This window comes from Rhodococcus sp. WB9, assembly GCF_007558985.1.
Classification (GTDB): Bacteria; Actinomycetota; Actinomycetes; order Mycobacteriales; family Mycobacteriaceae; genus Rhodococcus_F; species Rhodococcus_F opacus.
The window spans coordinates 3,380,896-3,396,456 of sequence record NZ_CP041769.1 but is presented as its reverse complement, the minus strand read 5'-3'; the positions used below and the strand labels follow the sequence as shown (position 1 = coordinate 3,396,456).

16 protein-coding genes and 2 pseudogenes are annotated in these 15,561 nt (G+C 69.0%); 5 read left to right on the top strand and 13 right to left on the bottom strand.

Going from position 1 to position 15,561, the window contains the following annotated elements; genetic code table 11:
• Positions 1-105: 105 nt before the first annotated feature.
• Entirely contained in the window at positions 106-1,080 is a 975-nt protein-coding gene (locus FND50_RS15755; protein ID WP_037205628.1) for a bifunctional riboflavin kinase/FAD synthetase, read from the bottom strand.
• A gap of 176 nt (positions 1,081-1,256) precedes the next feature.
• On the opposite strand from FND50_RS15755, the gene FND50_RS15750 reads away from it, so the two are divergent.
• The gene (locus tag FND50_RS15750) at positions 1,257-1,970 is read left to right on the top strand and encodes a metal-dependent transcriptional regulator (RefSeq protein ID WP_144286310.1); all 714 of its coding nucleotides are present in this window, start codon (positions 1,257-1,259) and stop codon (positions 1,968-1,970) included.
• Positions 1,971-1,974: 4 nt separating this feature from the next.
• On the opposite strand, the gene truB is transcribed toward FND50_RS15750, so the two are convergent.
• The 12 genes and pseudogenes from truB to rimP all read right to left on the bottom strand — a co-directional run bounded on the left by truB (position 1,975) and on the right by rimP (position 12,981).
• Positions 1,975-2,892 (bottom strand): tRNA pseudouridine(55) synthase TruB, encoded by a 918-nt coding sequence (gene truB, locus FND50_RS15745; RefSeq protein WP_144286309.1) that lies wholly within the window; start codon positions 2,890-2,892, stop codon positions 1,975-1,977.
• Positions 2,893-2,930: 38 nt separating this feature from the next.
• Positions 2,931-3,614 carry a 4'-phosphopantetheinyl transferase Npt gene (gene npt, locus FND50_RS15740; RefSeq protein ID WP_025432372.1) on the bottom strand — a complete coding sequence of 228 codons (684 nt, stop codon included), beginning with the start codon at positions 3,612-3,614 and terminating at the stop codon, positions 2,931-2,933.
• Positions 3,611-4,540: a metallophosphoesterase gene (locus tag FND50_RS15735; protein ID WP_025432371.1), complete on the bottom strand. Its 930-nt coding sequence runs from the start codon at positions 4,538-4,540 to the stop codon at positions 3,611-3,613. Before FND50_RS15735 ends, npt begins: the two co-directional genes overlap by 4 nt.
• 1 nt (position 4,541) lies before the next feature.
• A complete protein-coding gene (locus FND50_RS15730) occupies positions 4,542-5,930 on the bottom strand; it encodes an MATE family efflux transporter (protein WP_144286308.1) in 1,389 nt (462 codons plus the stop codon).
• Positions 5,931-5,942: 12 nt separating this feature from the next.
• Positions 5,943-6,944, bottom strand: coding sequence for a bifunctional oligoribonuclease/PAP phosphatase NrnA (locus tag FND50_RS15725; RefSeq protein ID WP_144286307.1), 1,002 nt, complete (start codon positions 6,942-6,944; stop codon positions 5,943-5,945).
• Between the two features lie 11 nt (positions 6,945-6,955).
• The gene (gene rbfA, locus FND50_RS15720) at positions 6,956-7,444 is read right to left on the bottom strand and encodes a 30S ribosome-binding factor RbfA (protein ID WP_005240675.1); all 489 of its coding nucleotides are present in this window, start codon (positions 7,442-7,444) and stop codon (positions 6,956-6,958) included.
• 114 nt (positions 7,445-7,558) lie between these two features.
• Positions 7,559-7,849: a DUF503 domain-containing protein gene (locus FND50_RS15715; RefSeq protein WP_005240674.1), complete on the bottom strand. Its 291-nt coding sequence runs from the start codon at positions 7,847-7,849 to the stop codon at positions 7,559-7,561.
• A 101-nt stretch (positions 7,850-7,950) separates the two neighbouring features.
• Positions 7,951-10,605: pseudogene (gene infB, locus FND50_RS15710) on the bottom strand (translation initiation factor IF-2); the annotation flags it as partial.
• Between the two features lie 179 nt (positions 10,606-10,784).
• A pseudogene (locus FND50_RS37775) lies at positions 10,785-10,859 on the bottom strand (translation initiation factor IF-2 N-terminal domain-containing protein); the annotation flags it as partial.
• 123 nt (positions 10,860-10,982) lie between these two features.
• Positions 10,983-11,336, bottom strand: a complete 354-nt coding sequence (locus tag FND50_RS15705) for a YlxR family protein (protein ID WP_144286306.1) — start codon at positions 11,334-11,336, stop codon at positions 10,983-10,985.
• A 44-nt stretch (positions 11,337-11,380) separates the two neighbouring features.
• On the bottom strand, positions 11,381-12,412 hold the full coding sequence (gene nusA, locus FND50_RS15700; protein WP_005240670.1) for a transcription termination factor NusA: 1,032 nt from the start codon (positions 12,410-12,412) through the stop codon (positions 11,381-11,383).
• Positions 12,409-12,981, bottom strand: coding sequence for a ribosome maturation factor RimP (gene rimP, locus FND50_RS15695; protein ID WP_005240669.1), 573 nt, complete (start codon positions 12,979-12,981; stop codon positions 12,409-12,411). The genes nusA and rimP overlap by 4 nt, the downstream gene beginning before the upstream one ends.
• Positions 12,982-13,178: 197 nt before the next feature.
• On the opposite strand from rimP, the gene FND50_RS15690 reads away from it, so the two are divergent.
• The 4 genes from FND50_RS15690 (at position 13,179) to FND50_RS15675 (ending at position 15,557) form a co-directional block, all read left to right on the top strand.
• Positions 13,179-13,706, top strand: a complete 528-nt coding sequence (locus tag FND50_RS15690) for a hypothetical protein (RefSeq protein WP_144289069.1) — start codon at positions 13,179-13,181, stop codon at positions 13,704-13,706.
• Positions 13,703-14,146 carry a ferritin-like domain-containing protein gene (locus FND50_RS15685; protein WP_144286305.1) on the top strand — a complete coding sequence of 148 codons (444 nt, stop codon included), beginning with the start codon at positions 13,703-13,705 and terminating at the stop codon, positions 14,144-14,146. The genes FND50_RS15690 and FND50_RS15685 overlap by 4 nt, the downstream gene beginning before the upstream one ends.
• A gap of 101 nt (positions 14,147-14,247) precedes the next feature.
• Positions 14,248-14,733 (top strand): nuclear transport factor 2 family protein, encoded by a 486-nt coding sequence (locus FND50_RS15680; RefSeq protein WP_144286304.1) that lies wholly within the window; start codon positions 14,248-14,250, stop codon positions 14,731-14,733.
• Complete coding sequence (locus FND50_RS15675) at positions 14,730-15,557, top strand: SDR family NAD(P)-dependent oxidoreductase (RefSeq protein WP_144286303.1); 828 nt, start codon at positions 14,730-14,732, stop codon at positions 15,555-15,557. Before FND50_RS15680 ends, FND50_RS15675 begins: the two co-directional genes overlap by 4 nt.
• Positions 15,558-15,561 lie beyond the last annotated feature (4 nt).

Below are 15,561 nucleotides of genomic sequence, written 5' to 3'. Positions count from 1 at the left end.
CACTCCTGGTGATGACGTTCGCGTGCAAGGATCGAAACTCGGCGCGGCCGCCGCGAACCGCAGCGCACGCCAGCGGTCTACTTTACCAGCTGAAATGGGACGGCTTTACCGCACGTCCTCCGACGCCGCCAGGATCGCACGCGCACGCTCGGCGTCCTTGCCCATCGCGACGATCAGGTCGTCGACCGAATCGAATTTTTCCATCCCGCGGAGGCGCTCCACCAGATCGACGGCCACGTGCTGGCCGTACAGGTCGGCTTCCCGGTCCAGGACGAAGGCCTCCACGGTGCGCGTCCGCCCGGAGAACGTGGGGTTGGTGCCCACCGAGACGGCGGCCATGTACCGCTCGCCGGAGGTGACCGTGCCCAGGTCGACCCCGTGTCCGAGCACGGTGAACCAGGCGGCGTACACGCCGTCCGCGGGAATCGCGGCGTACATGGGCGGTGCGACGTTCGCGGTCGGATAGCCGAGCTGCCGTCCACGCCCGTCGCCGTGGACGACGACACCCTCCACGCGGTGCGGGCGGCCGAGGGCCTCCGTCGCGGCGGCCATGTCGCCGGCGTCCACGCACGAACGGATGTAGGTGGACGAGAATGTGACCGCGTGCTCGGCGAGCAACGTCACACCGTCGACCGCGAACCCGAACCGCTCGCCGATCTGACGCAGCAGGTCGACGTTGCCCGCGGCCTTCTTGCCGAACGTGAAGTTCTCTCCGACGACGACATCCGCCACGTGCAGGCGCTCCACGAGGATCTCGTGGGCGTACCGCTCCGGCGTCAGCTTCATGAATTCGGCGGTGAACGGCATGACGCAGAACACGTCGATGCCCAACTCCTCCGCGAGCTCCGCCCTGCGGGCGAGCGTCGTGAGCTGGGCGGGATGACTGCCCGGACGAACCACTTCCATCGGATGAGGATCGAAAGTCATGAGCACGCTGGGTATTCCACGCGTGCGGGCAGCCGCCACCGCTCGACTGATCAGTTGGGCGTGACCTCGGTGCACGCCATCGAATACGCCGATCGTGAGAACACAACGACCCCAGTCGGCAGGAACCTCGTCGAGACCACGCCATCTCAGCACGAGTGGCAGCCTACGGTGCCGCGCGCCGATGTTCATCTCCGGACCGGGTGTCCGGCCGCCCCGCGCGCCGGGGAAGCGCCACGACCTCGCGGTTCGCGGTCGCCCGGGCCGTCCCCCGGCGGCGGATCAGGTGTGTCGATGTGTCTCGCCGGTAAGACTTGCCTAAGCTCGTTGGCGTGGCCGTGAACAAGAATGACCAGAGCGTGACCGAGGGTTCGACCTCCGAGACCGGGGCTCTCTCGGCAGTGGCGCAGGACTACCTCAAGGTCATCTGGACCGTTCAGGAGTGGTCGCAGGAGCGGGTGTCCACGAAATTGCTCTCCGAGAAGATCGGGGTGTCGGCGTCCACCGTGTCGGAGGCCATCCGGAAACTGTCCGACCAGGGTCTCGTCGATCACGCCCGGTACGGGTCGATCGCCCTCACCGAGGCGGGGCGCGTCGCCGCCGTCGGAATGGTCCGCAGGCACCGCCTCATCGAGACGTATCTGGTGCACGAACTGGGGTACGGCTGGGACGAGGTGCACGACGAGGCGGAGGTACTCGAACACGCCGTCTCGGATCTGATGATCTCCCGGATGGACGCCAAGCTCGGCCATCCCGAACGCGATCCGCACGGCGATCCGATTCCCGCGGTCGACGGCTCGGTGCCCACTCCCCCGGCACGACAGCTCAGCGACTTCGTCAACGGCGAGAGCGGGCGCATCGCCCGGATCTCGGACTCCGATCCGGCGATGCTGCGGTACTTCGACTCGGTCGGTGTGGCACTGGACGTCACGGTCACAGTGCTGGAGCGACGCGACTACGCCGGAACCGTGTCGATCCGGCTCGGCGCCCACGACGACTCCATCGAGCTCGGAAACCCCGCAGCCCAGGCCATCTGGCTGGTGTGAACCGCTATCTCAGGGTCGCGGGGCGGACCACCATCACCGAGCTGGCCCGCCGTCCACGTTCCTGGAGCAGCGCGATCGTGTGCCCGCTCGGATCGATGGCGGCGTAGACACCCTTGATTCCGATCGGCTCGAGCCACCGGCCCTGACTGATCGATTCGGCCTCGGCCGCGTCGATCTGCCGGTGCGGGAACGCGGTCTGCGCAGCGGCGTCGATGTCGAGGCTGACCACCGGCTCCTCGGCAAGCTGCTCCAGCGTGCGCGCGTGCTCGAGCGTGAACGGTCCCACCCGGGTCCGTCGCAGCGAGGTGAGATGCCCGCCGACGCCGATCAGCGCGATCCCCAGATCACGCGCGAGCGCCCGGACATAGGTGCCGGAGGAACACTCCACCTCGACGTCGAGGTCGACGAACGTGCCCTCGGTTCGCCTCGCGACGACCTCGAACCGAGACACCGTGACCGACCGGGGAGCGAGTTCGAACTCCTCGCCCGCACGGATCAGTGCGTGCGCCCGCCGGCCGTCGACCTTGATGGCGCTGACGCTCGACGGGATCTGCTGGATGTCTCCGGTGAGGGTGTGCACCTGCGCGGCGATCTCCTCGTCCGTCACGCCGGACGCATCGGCCGACGCGACGACCTCACCCTCGGCGTCGTCGGTGGTGGTGGCCTGACCCAGCCGGATCGTGGCCGTGTACGCCTTGGTGGTCAGCGCGAGGAGCCCCAGCAGCTTCGTCGCCCGCTCCACCCCGAGCACCAGCACCCCGGTGGCCATCGGGTCGAGAGTGCCCGCGTGCCCGACCTTCCGGGTGCCGAGCAGTTTCCGGCACCGGGCCACCACGTCGTGGCTGGTGACGCCCGCGTCCTTGTCGACGATGAGCAGTCCGGCGCCGACGAGACCGGAAGAGGGCTTTTCACGTGCAGACACGAGGCCCGATTCTGCCAGCCGTCGTCACCGCACCGAAATCAGTGCACCGCAATCGCGGTGATGATCAGGCCGTCGGACACCATCCACCGTCCGTCGAACGACGCCAGCGGTGGACCGTCGACGGTCTCGCCCGAGATCAGGAGATCCGAATGGAAGGTGCCCGTGCCGTCTCCGGACGCCTCGAACGTGATGTGCGCGTCCTCGAACCCGAGCCACCGGGCGGTGAGCGGGAACCACGCCTTGTACGTAGCCTCCTTGGCACAGAACAGCAGCCTGTCCCGGTGCACCGGACCGCCGGTGGCGGAGCGCCACTGCCCGGAGTCCGCCGTGCCCGACAGCCAGTCGCGTTCGGCGGGCAGGCTCACCGCGTCCAGCACACCGTCGGGCAGCGCCTCGTGCGGTTCGGCGTCGATCCCCACGGACCGCACCTGCATGGCGTAGCCGAGCACCGCGCCGCGGTAACCGTCGCAGTGGGTGAGGCTCCCGACCACGCCGCGCGGCCACACGGGGGAACCCTTGTCGCCCCGCAGAACAGGGGCCTGGTCCACGCCCAGCTTCGTCATCGCCAGGCGGGCGCAGTGCCGTGCGGTGGTGAATTCGCGGCGGCGCTTCTCCACGGCCCTGCCGATCAGCGCCTCCTCCTGCGGGTGCGGACGCAGGCCGGGCGGATCCTCGAACAGTTCCGACGACACCACTCCGGCAGGCAGAATTCTCTCGATCACAGGGCCCCCCTCGCCCGCATCTTCTCCACTTCGGCTTCCTGTTCGGGAGTGACCTTGAAGTGGCCTCCCCACTTGTTCAGGGTTCCCGGCGGGTACTCCGGCACCGGGAGGATCTGCCGCAGGAGGCGGTCCGGGAGTCCCCGCCGCTGCCACTCCCGCGGGTAGCCCAGCGACACCTCTTCGAACCGCACCCCGTCGTAGTAGGTGGTCCGCGGAATGTGCAGATGCCCGTACACGGCGCAGACGGCGTTGTACCGGGTGTGCCAGTCCGCGGTCAGTTCGGTGCCGCACCACAAGGAGAACTCCGGGTACCACAGCACCTGCGTCGGTTGACGCACCAACGGGAAGTGGTTGATCAGGACGGTGCGGGTTCCGGCGGGCAGGGCGTCCAACCGGGCCTTCGTCGTCTCGACGCGGTTGCGACACCAGGCATCCCGGGTTCCGTACGGTTCACTCGACAGCAGGAACTCGTCCGTGGCCACCACGTTCTTCTCGCGCGCGATCGCGAGACCTTCCTCCTTGGTGGTGGCGCCGTCGGGGAGGAACGTGTAGTCGTACAGCAGGAACATCGGGACCAGGGTGATCGGGCCGTCCTCGGCCTCCCACACCGGGAACGGGTCCTCGGGGGTGATGACGCCGATCTCGCGGCACATGGTGACCAGGTAGTCGTAGCGGGCGGCGCCGTGGATCTGCACCGGATCCTTCGCCGTCGTCCACAGTTCGTGGTTGCCGGGGACCCAGATGACCTCGGCGAAACGACTGCGCAGGAGTTTCAGCGCCCACCGGATGTCGTCGGTCTTCTCCGAGACGTCGCCCGCGACGATCAGCCAGTCTTCGGGCGAGTCGGGATAGATGTCCTCGGTGATCGGGCGGTTGCCCCGGTGCCCCACATGGACGTCGCTCACCGCCATCAGCTTGGGTGCCACGTCAACCACCTTTCCGATCGTGTTCCGCCGCGGGATCGCTGGCCAATCCGTGCCGTGTCTGCAGGTCGGCCCCGACCACTGCCCAGCGGCCCGTTCCGACGCGCCACACGACCGCGAGCATCCGAAGAATTATGAACACCGTGAGTCCCGTCCAGATTCCCGCCAGGCCCCAGTCGTGCAGCATCGACAGCCAGATCAGTGGCAGGAATCCGACCAACGCGCAGGACAGCGTGGCATTCCGGAGGAAGGCGACGTCGCCGGCACCGAGCAGTACCCCGTCGAGGGCGAACACCACTCCGGCGACCGGCATGATCGCGACGAAGAACCACCAGGCCACCGCCATCTCGTCGAGCACGGCCTGGTCGGAGGTGAACAGCTCGGGGATCACCCCGTGGCCGAGGGCGAAGATCAGGGCGAGCCCTGTCGCGAAGATCGTCGACCATCGGGTGATGCGCCACGACAGTCGCGTGGCGCCTTTGGCGTGTCCGGCGCCCAGCGCGGCACCGACCAGCGCCTGTGCGGCGATCGCCAGGGAGTCGAGGGTGAGGGCGACGAGGTTCCACAGCTGCAGCACCACCTGGTGGGCGGCGACCGCGGCGGCACCGAACCGGGACGCGACGGCGGCGGCCGAGAGGAAGCACGCCTGGAAGGCCAGGCTCCGCAGGATCAGGTCCCGGCCGAGCACCATCTGGGCGCGCATGACGTGCCACCGCGGGCGCAACGGCACCCGCTCGACCACCAGCGCTCCGATGAACAGGCTCGCGGACACCGCCTGCCCGATCACGTTCGCGACCGCCGATCCCTCGAGTTCCAGCCGCGGCGCACCCCACAATCCGTGCACCAGAACCGGGCAGGCCACGGCCGACACGACGAGACCGGCGATCACGAACCGCAGCGGTCGCACCGTGTTCTGCACACCACGCATCCACCCGTTGCCCGCCATCGCGACGAGGATCAGCGGGGCCCCGAACACCGCGATCCGCAGCCAGCTCTCGGCGGCCGCCGCGATGTCGGAGCCGCCCGCGATCGCCGACGTTACCGGCCGCGCGAACAGGTGGGCCAGCGCGATCACGAGCGCGCCGATCCCCAGCGCCAGCCACGTGGCCTGCACGCCCTCCCGGACCGCGCCGCGCTCGTCGCCGGCCCCGTGCATGCGGGACGCGCGCGCCGTCGTGCCGTAGGACAGGAATGTCAGCTGCGTGCTGACCTGGGCGAGGATGAGACCGCCGACGGCGAGGCCCGCGAGCGCCAAAGCGCCCAGCCGACCGACGACGGCGATGTCGAAGAGCAGATAGATCGGTTCGGCAGCGAGGACGCCCAGCGCGGGCAACGCCAGCCCGAACACCGTCCGGGCGGTCGCGTCGCCCGTGACTTCCGAGACTTCAGCCAACGAATTCGGACCTCAGCCGAGCGATTCGACGAGGGAGGTCACGATCTCGTCCGCAGAGTTCTCGGCCGTGTAGCCGGCGGCGAACCGATGACCGCCGCCGCCGAGATATCCGGCGACGACCGACACGTCCACGTCGGACTTCGATCGCAGCGATACCGACCAGGTGCCGTCCACGGCCTCCTTGAGGACTGCGGCGACCTCGGCCTCGGACGTCGTCCGGACGATGTCGATGACGCTTTCGATCTCCTCCGAGCGGAGGTCTCCGACGTAGGCCTGCCGGATGACGGCGTAGACCAGTCCCCGCCCTCCCGCTGCGTCGGGGACGAGGGTCGCCGACCCGAGCACCGAGGACAGCATGGGCAACCAGCCGAACGGGTGGGTGTCGAGCAGGCGCCGCGCGATGCGGGCCCCGTCGATTCCGGTGGCGAGCAGCCTCTCGGCGAGCGTGTGGGTGCCGGGCTGCACCCAGCGGAACGAACCGGTGTCGGTCACGAGTCCCGCGTACAGGCAGTGCGCGAGGTCGGCGTCGATGTCCACACCCCACAGGTCGAACATCTGCGCCACGACCGCGGTCGTCGACTCCGCGGACTCGTCGATCAGGTTCATGCGACCGAAGCGGGTGTTGGACCGGTGGTGGTCGATGACGAGTGTCTCCCCCGCGTTCGCGAGCCGGTCGGCGAGCTTCCCGAGCCGCCCGGCGCTGCCGCAGTCGACGGTCACGAGCAGATCGACGTTGCGGCGCACCTGATCCGCAGGCACCAGCAGGTGGGTGCCCGGCAGTTCACGCATCGACTCCGGCAGTTCGTCGGGCGCGCCGAACGCGACCTGCACCGGAATTCCCTTGCGCTCGAGCACCAACGCCAGGGCGAGCCCACTGCCGATCGTGTCGGCATCGGGTTGGACGTGACACAGAACCGTCACCGACGTCGCGTTCTCGAGAACAGCGACCGCCTGCGGCAGGAACACCTCGTGACGATCGAGATCAGACAGGGACGTCTCCTGAGTGTGGGTCATATCGGTTCGTGTCAGTCCGCCTGGCGGGAACCGGAGGGCTCGTCGACTTCGGCGTCGTCCGCGTCCTCGGCTCGGGGCTCCTTGTACGGGTCGGGGTCGCCGGCCGGGGACGCGCCGGCCGCGACACGCGCGACCTCGTCGTCTGCGGCGCGAGCGCGGGCGAGGAGTTCCTCCATGTGCCGTGCCGTGTCGGGGACCGTGTCCGCGACGAACGTGAGCGTCGGCGTGAACCGGACTCCGGTGCCTGCACCCACCTTCGAGCGCAGAACGCCCTTCGCCTTCTCGAGCCCTGCGGCTGCGGAGGCGAGGTCGGGTTCGGACTCGAGGTCGGCGCCCATCACGGTGTAGTACACGGTGGCGTCGTGGAGGTCGGCCGTCACCTTGGTATCGGTGATCGTGACGAACGCCAGGCGAGGGTCCTTGATTTCGTGGTCGATCGCTGTCGCGACGATCGTGCCGATGCGCTTGGCGAGTTTGCGTGCCCGGGCGGGATCCACCATGACAATCAGACTCCTCTCCCTGGCCGCTGGATAAGTTGTGAAGTTGCGTGTGTAGCTGTAGTTCATTCTGCACGCCGGGCCGCAGATGCGGCGGGGCGGGCAGGGCACTCCGAGTCAGTCCTCGGGGCCGAAAATCCTTCGCCGGACCGCAAGGAGTTGCAGTTCCGGCAGCTCGGCGACGTGCCGTTCGCACGTGTCGAGTACCTCGTGTACGTGATCGACCGCCGAACTCGCCATCGTGACGCCGAGCATCGACCGGCGATACCGATCCTGTTCTCCGGTCTCCGCCGCCGAGACGCCATAGCGTCGCAGTTCCGCCAGAACCGGTTTGACCATTGCACGCTTCTCTTTCAGAGATCGCACGTCACCGAGCAAGATGTCGAGCTCGAGCGCACCGACGTACAAACTTTCCTCCTTCGGGGAGACGTGCGCTTCCCCGGCCGATCGAGTCGGCCGGAGAAGCGCACGCCGGATGACGCTGCTGCGTCACCCCAAACGGATGGCGACTAGTCGCGCGGCTTCTCCCGAAGCTCGTAGGCCTCGATGACGTCACCGACCTTGATGTCGGAGTAGGTGAGCGTCAAACCGCACTCGTAACCCTCGCGTACCTCGACAGCGTCCTCCTTCTCCCGCTTCAGCGAGGAGATGGTGACGGTCTCGGCGACAACCGTGTTGTCACGCAGCAGCCGGGCCTTCGCATTGCGACGGATGGTACCCGAGGTGACGAGGCAACCGGCAATGTTGCCGACCTTGGACGAACGGAACATCGCGCGGATCTCCGCCTTGCCCAGCTCGACCTCTTCGTAGATCGGCTTGAGCATGCCCTTGAGAGCCTTCTCGACCTCGTCGATGGCCTGGTAGATCACCGAGTAGTACCGGATGTCGACGCCCTCGCGGTTCGCCAACTCGGTCGCCTTGCCCTCGGCGCGGACGTTGAACCCGATGATGATCGCGTTCGACGCAGCGGCCAGGTTGACGTTGGTCTCGGTGACGCCACCGACACCACGGTCGATGACCCGCAACTGCACCTCGTCGTCGATCTCGATGCCGTGCAGGGCCTCTTCCAAGGCCTCCACGGTTCCCGAGTTGTCGCCCTTGAGGATGAGGTTGAGCTGCGACGTCTCCTTGAGAGCCGAATCCAGGTCCTCGAGGCTGATGCGCTTGCGGCTCTTCGCGGCCAGAGCGTTGCGCTTACGCGCATTGCGCCGGTCGGCGATCTGACGGGCGATGCGGTCCTCGTCGACCACGAGCAGGTTGTCGCCTGCACCGGGGACCGACGTGAAGCCGACCACCTGGACGGGACGCGAAGGCAGGGCCTCGAGCACGTCATCGCCGTGCTCGTCGACCATGCGGCGCACACGTCCGTACGCGTCGCCGGCCACGATCGAGTCGCCGACCCGCAGCGTTCCGCGCTGGATGAGCACGGTCGCGACGGGGCCGCGTCCACGGTCGAGGTGCGCCTCGATGGCGACACCCTGAGCGTCCATGTCCGGGTTGGCCCGCAGGTCCAGGGCAGCGTCCGCCGTCAACAGCACGGCTTCGAGCAGTGCGTCGATGTTGGTGCCCTGCTTCGCCGAGATGTCGACGAACATGGTGTCTCCGCCGTATTCCTCGGCGACCAGTCCGTACTCGGTGAGCTGCTGCCGGATCTTGTCCGGGTTCGCGCCTTCCTTGTCGATCTTGTTCACCGCGACCACGATCGGCACGTCGGCCGCCTGGGCGTGGTTGATCGCTTCCACCGTCTGCGGCATGACGCCGTCGTCGGCGGCGACGACCAGGATCGCGAGGTCGGTCGCCTTGGCACCACGGGCACGCATGGCCGTGAAGGCCTCGTGACCGGGGGTGTCGATGAACGTCACGAGACGCTCGTTGCCGTCGAGCTCGGTCAGCACCTGGTAGGCACCGATGTGCTGCGTGATGCCGCCGGCCTCGCCCTCGCGGACGTTGGCCTTACGGATCGTGTCGAGCAGTCGGGTCTTACCGTGGTCGACGTGGCCCATGACGGTGACCACCGGCGGACGGGACTCGAGGTCCTCTTCGCCACCTTCGTCTTCGCCGTAGGTGAGGTCGAAGCTGTCGAGCAGCTCGCGGTCCTCGTCCTCCGGGCTGACGACCTGGACGACGTAGTTCATCTCGCCGCCGAGCAGTTCCAGCGTCTCGTCGTTGACCGACTGGGTCGCCGTCACCATCTCGCCGAGGTTGAACAGTGCCTGCACCAACGCTGCGGGGTTCGCGTCGATCTTCTCCGCGAAGTCCGACAGGGATGCACCGCGGGCGAGGCGAATGGTCTCGCCGTTGCCACGGGGCAACCGCACGCCGCCGACGGCGGGCGCCTGCATCGAATCGTATTCCTGGCGCTTCTGACGCTTCGACTTGCGACCACGACGCGGGGCACCACCGGGGCGACCGAACGCACCTGCTGCGGCACCGCGCTGACCGGGGCGTCCACCGCCACCGGGACGACCGCGGAAACCACCTGCGGGTGCTCCGCCACCGGGCGCACCTGCTCCGGCACCGGGGGCTCCGCCACCGCGGTATCCACCGCCGCCGCCACCGGGACGACCGCCGGGGGCTCCGCCGGGACGGCCGGGACGACCGCCGGGGGCGGGACGTGCCGAACGAGCGGGCATCGCGCCCGGGTTCGGGCGAGGAGGCATCGAGCCGGGGCTGGGACGGGGTCCGCCCTGACCGGGAGCCGGACGGGGACCGCCCTGACCCGGTGCCGGACGGGGTCCACCCTGACCGGGAGCCGGACGGGGACCGCCCTGACCGGGAGCCGGACGGGGTCCACCCTGACCGGGAGCCGGACGGGGTGCACCCGGACGCGGTGCGCCGGGAGCGGGGCGGGGCGCCGGACGCTCGGCGGGAGCCGAGGAGTACGGGTTGTTACCGACACGCGGGGGCTTCGGGCCGGGACGGGGTCCGCCGGGCTTGGCGCCCGTGGACGGAGCCGCGGGGGCACTGGCAGCCGGGGCGGCCGGGGCTGCAGGTGCGGCCGGCGCCGGGGCAGCCGGGGTGGGGCGGCCGGGCTTGGGAGCGTTGGTCGCCGGTGCAGCCGGGGTGGCTGCGCTTGCTGCGGGTGCGGCCGGAGCCGGGGCCTGCGCCTCGGGGTGGCCGCAGGGGCTGCCGCCACGGGTGCGGCCGGAGCCGGAGCCGGGGCTGCCGGCTTCGGGCCGGGACGGGGACCGCCCGGCTTCGCTGCGGTCGCCGGGGTGCTCGGTGCGGGCGCGCCGGGCTTGGCAGCCGGACGGGCTGCGGAATCGGCGGACTTCGCCGACGGGAAGGATTCCCGCAGACGCCTGGCGACGGGCGCCTCCACCGTGGAGGACGCCGACTTCACGAACTCGCCCTGCTCCTTGAGCGTTGCGAGTAGTTCTTTACTTGTGACACCGAGTTCTTTAGCCAACTCGTGCACGCGGGCCTTGCCTGCCACTGCTCTCCTCACTGATGAGGTCGAGCAGGAGGCTCCCCTGAGAGGGGCCCGCACGACCTCGGGTTATCTCCGATGGACGATCATCGCTGGTGCTTCACGGTGTGCTCATGAGTGCTTGTGCCTGTTCTGTTCGAGAGGTACTGCTCTGGGTGGGTGCCCTGCGTGTACCCAGTGGTCGACTTCTGACGCGTCAACACTTCCGGACACTCGCAACGCTCTGCCGAATGCTCGGCGTCGTTCCGCGAGACTCAGGCAAGCCTCGACGGGGTGCAGCCACGCACCTCGACCGGGAAGCCTGCGCCTCGGGTCCGGGGCGAGAACATGACCTTGCGGCCCGCTCTCACTAACCACAACCCTGAGCAGATCGACAGCCAGCGCGCGCTCCCTACATCCTATGCATGTTCGCACCGGTGAACCGGTAGGAACGCGCGCAGAATCGGGATGCTCATGCTGAACCATTGACCACTCTACCGCCGACTCGCCCCGATCTCCGCATTCCCGGCTCAACGACTGGTCGCGGCGGGTCCGCCTGCCGACTCGGGGGCGGGTGCGGCGTCGCTGCGGATGTCGATCCGCCACCCGGTCAAGCGCGCAGCAAGACGGGCATTTTGCCCTTCCTTGCCGATGGCGAGCGACAGCTGGAAGTCGGGGACGACGACACGCGCGGCGCGCGCCTCGGGATCCACGACAGTGACGGAGACCACTTTCGACGGTGACAGCGCGTTGCCGACGAACCTGGCCGGGTCCTCGTCGAAGTCGATGATGTCGATCTTCTCGCCGGCGAGTTCGCTCATCACGTTGCGCACCCGCTGGCCCATCGGCCCGATACACGCACCCTTGGCGTTCAGCCCCTGCACCCGCGACTGGACGGCGATCTTCGACCGGTGCCCGGCCTCCCGGGCGACGGCGATGATCTCGACCGAACCGTCCGCGATTTCCGGAACCTCGAGCGCGAACAGCTTGCGGACGAGGTTCGGGTGGGTGCGCGACAGCGTGATCTGCGGTCCGCGCTGTCCACGGGCCACACCGACGACGTAGCACTTGAGCCGCTCGCCGTGCTCGTAGTTCTCGCCGGGCACCTGCTCGGCGGGCGGGATCAGACCCTCGGCGCCGCTGGCCTCGCTGCCGATCCGCACCACGACCATGCCGCGCGAGTTCGCGCGGGTGTCGCGCTGGATCACGCCGCCGACGATCTCACCCTCGTGAGTGGCGTACTCACCGAAGCTCCGCTCGTGCTCGGCGTCGCGCAGCCGCTGGAGGATGACCTGGCGGGCGGTGGTCGCGGCGATCCGGCCGAAGCCTTCCGGGGTGTCGTCCCATTCCTCGCCGACCATGTTGCCGTCGGCGTCGACGTCGTGCGCCATCACCCGCACGATGCCACTCTTGGTGTCGACGTCGATCCGTGCGTGCTGCTGATGCCCCTCGGTGTGCCGGTAGGCGGTGAGCAACGCGGTCTGAATGGTCGAGATGACGGTCTCGATCGAGATGCCCTTGTCGGCCTCGATGGCGCGCAACGCCGCAATGTCGATATTCACTTGTCCAACCCCTCTACTACTTCTTCATCTTCCGACGCGTCTGCGTCCGCGGGTGCCACACGACCCTCGGGAATCCCGCCCGCGAGTTCCAGCTCTCTCGGGTCGGGTTTCGAGAATTCCACCTGCACAACAGCTTTCTGAATGTCCGGGAGCGCGACGCGCCGAACCTCCGGGCCCGTGCGCGAGCCGATCACCACCGCGACCGAGTCGCCGTCGAGGACGCCGATCCGACCCACGACGGTTTCGTTGGCGAGGTCGATACGCGCCTTGCGGCCGCGGGCCCGGCGCCAGTGCCGCTCGTGTGTGAGCGGCCGGTCGATACCGGGAGACGTGACCTCGAGTGTGTACGGCGATTCCCCGAAATCGGACACCGAATCGAAGACCTCGGAGATCTCGTGGCTCAGGTTCGCAACCGCGTCGAGTTCGAGTCCGGCGTCGCTGTCCACCATGATCCGGACTGCGCTGTGCCGACCCGCGAGGGTGACCGCAACGCCCTCCAAGTCGTAGCCCTGGCGTTGCACCAGATCGGAGATGAGCTCCGTCACCCTCTCCTTGGATGGAACCGGCATCGGGGAAGCTCCTCGTTTCAGTTGTCGCTCGTCGTATGTCGTGGTCTGGCAGGTCATCGTGCCGCGCACGCAGCACCGCGAACCCGCCGGAACGGGTTCGAGCATCTAAGAGTAACGCCGATTCGAGGCGCCCGTGACCAGCCCCGGTGCTCGATTCCCGGGATCGCGGCCCGACCTGGCACCATGGACCGGTGCTCATGCCCACCGTCTCCCGCCCGCCGACATCCGGTCCGGCCGTGTCCCGGCGCACCGCTCTCCGGTTCGCAGCAGCCTCGGCCTTCGGCGTCGCGAGCGTCACCCTGCTGGCGGGGTGCGCCGACGACGCGGACTCCGACACCGAGGTCGATTCACTCGTCGCGCAGTCGCGTCTGGCTCGTCGCGACGCCGCCGGTGCGGCGGCCACGATCGCGCTGCTCCCGGATCGCGGCGCGGCACTCGAACTCGTCCGCGCCCAGCGCACCGCGCACGCCGACGCGTTGGATGCCGAAATCGCCAGGGCTGCAGGAACTTACCCCGACGGCACAGCACCGACCACGTCCGCTCCCCCGTCGCCGACTCCGACCGCACCGGCGCCGCCGCCCGGTCTCGATCAATTGCGCGCCGACCTGGCCGAGTCGCAGCGCACCGCAGCCGATTCGGCGCGCGCGCTGACCGCCCACCGGGCGGGGCTGTGCGCCTCGATCAGCGCCGCGTGCGGAACGTACCTGGCGGTGGTGCTGCCGTGACGACACCCACCGAAGCCGAGGGTACGAGCCTCGCCGCCGCACTGACCGCCGAGCATTCCGCGGTGTTCGCCTACGGAGTGGTCGCAGCCTTCTCGAATCCCACCCGGGCCACCCAGGTGGCCACCGCCGCCGCAGCCCACCGGGCGCGCCGGGACGGACTCCTGGACACGCTGACCGCGGCAGGACTGACGGCCCCGGCCGCCGAGGCGGGCTACACCCTGCCGTTCCCGGTCACCGATCCGATCACGGCCGCGCAGCTGGCGGCCCAGGTCGAGGCCGACACCGCCGTCGCGTGGCGGGCGGTCGTCGAACACGGTGAGACCGAGGACACCCGCACGCTCGGCGTCACCGCGCTGACCGAGGCGGCCGTCCGGGAAGCCACCTGGCGCGTGGCTCTCGGGACCGATCCGGTGACCGACCCGTTCCCCGGCCAGCCCTGACGACGCGCAGGTTCCCGCCCACCGGGATTCTGCACCCACCCGGTGCGTTCCCGGCCTAGCGTCTCTCCCGACACGGTGAACGGCAACGGGAGGACGGCGGCGTGGACGAGCGCTCGGTGGAGCAGCGTCTGGCGGACCTGGAGCGGATCGACGCGATCAAGGCGCTCAAGTACCGCTACTGGCGAGCGTGCGACGGCAAGGATCCGGACACGTTCCGTGCCTGCTTCGTCTCGTCCGGTGCGTCGATCGACTTCGGCCCACTCGGCCGGTTCGACGACGCCGACCGGCTCACGGACATCTTCCGCAGGATCGCGCTCCACGAAGTCGACGGCAAGCACGTGATCCTTGACATGCACCACGGCTTCCATCCGGACATCGTGCTGCACAGCGACACCGATGCGTCGGGCGCGTGGACGCTGAAGTTCCGCCAGGTCGATCTGCTGAAGCGGACGGAGACCGTGTCCTCCGGCGAGTACGACGACGCCTACCGCCTCGAGGACGGCGACTGGCGAATGTCGCGATGCCACTTCACCACTCGATGGTCGATCACCCGCCCGCTCACCCAGGACACGGTGGTGGTCCAGTGAGCGCCGGGGTAGCACTGGTCACAGGGGGGAGCCGCGGCGTCGGCAAGGGCGTGGCGACGGCGCTGGGAGCCGCCGGGTGGACCGTCTACGTCACCGGGCGCGGCCCGATGACGGAGGACGGCCCGCTGTCGGTGTCGGCGCGAACGGTCACCGGCGCCGGTGGGACCGGCATCGCGGTGGCCTGCGATCACCGCGACGACGAGGACGTTCACAGCCTGTTCGCCCGGATCGCGGACGAGCAGGCCGGCCGACTCGACCTGCTGGTCAACAACGTGTGGGCGGCCCCCGAGGGATTCGGCGGGTTCAGCACCCCGTTCTGGGAGCGGCCACTGGACGACTGGGACTCGCTGATCGGTGTCGGACTGCGCGCCCATTACGTCGCGTCCGTGGAGGCTGCGCGGTTGATGGTGCCCCGCCGCTCCGGGTTGATCGCGAACATCTCGTCGTTCGGGACCCGCGGGCATCTGCACTCGGTGTTGTACGGCATGTCCAAGGCCGGGCTGGACAAGATGGCCAGCGACATGGCGGCGGAGCTGGCTCCGCACGACGTGCGCGCGGTCTCGCTGTGGCCGGGAATTGTGCGGACGGAGATGATCGTCGCCAGCGGCCTCGAGACCATCGCCGGGTTCCCCGTCGCGGACGCCGAGTCCCCCGAGTTCATCGGCGAGGTGATCTGCGCCCTGCACTCGGACCCGACCCTCCCGCAGCGCAGCGGCCACACCTTCGTCACGGCGGAGCTGGCCGTCGAATACGGCATCACCGACACGCAGGGCCGGACCCCGCCGTCGCACCGGGAACCGTTCGGCGGCGGCCCCCTGTTCTGAGCTG

Excerpts from the sequence above, each read along its gene's own strand:
- rimP (WP_005240669.1), bottom strand. The coding sequence starts at position 12,981 with ATGCCGGTTCCATCCAAGGAGAGGGTGACGGAGCTCATCTCCGATCTG.
- FND50_RS15705 (WP_144286306.1), bottom strand. The coding sequence starts at position 11,336 with ATGGTTCAGCATGAGCATCCCGATTCTGCGCGCGTTCCTACCGGTTCA.
- FND50_RS15690 (WP_144289069.1), top strand. The coding sequence starts at position 13,179 with ATGCCCACCGTCTCCCGCCCGCCGACATCCGGTCCGGCCGTGTCCCGG.
- FND50_RS15725 (WP_144286307.1), bottom strand. The coding sequence starts at position 6,944 with ATGACCCACACTCAGGAGACGTCCCTGTCTGATCTCGATCGTCACGAG.
- rbfA (WP_005240675.1), bottom strand. The coding sequence starts at position 7,444 with ATGGTGGATCCCGCCCGGGCACGCAAACTCGCCAAGCGCATCGGCACG.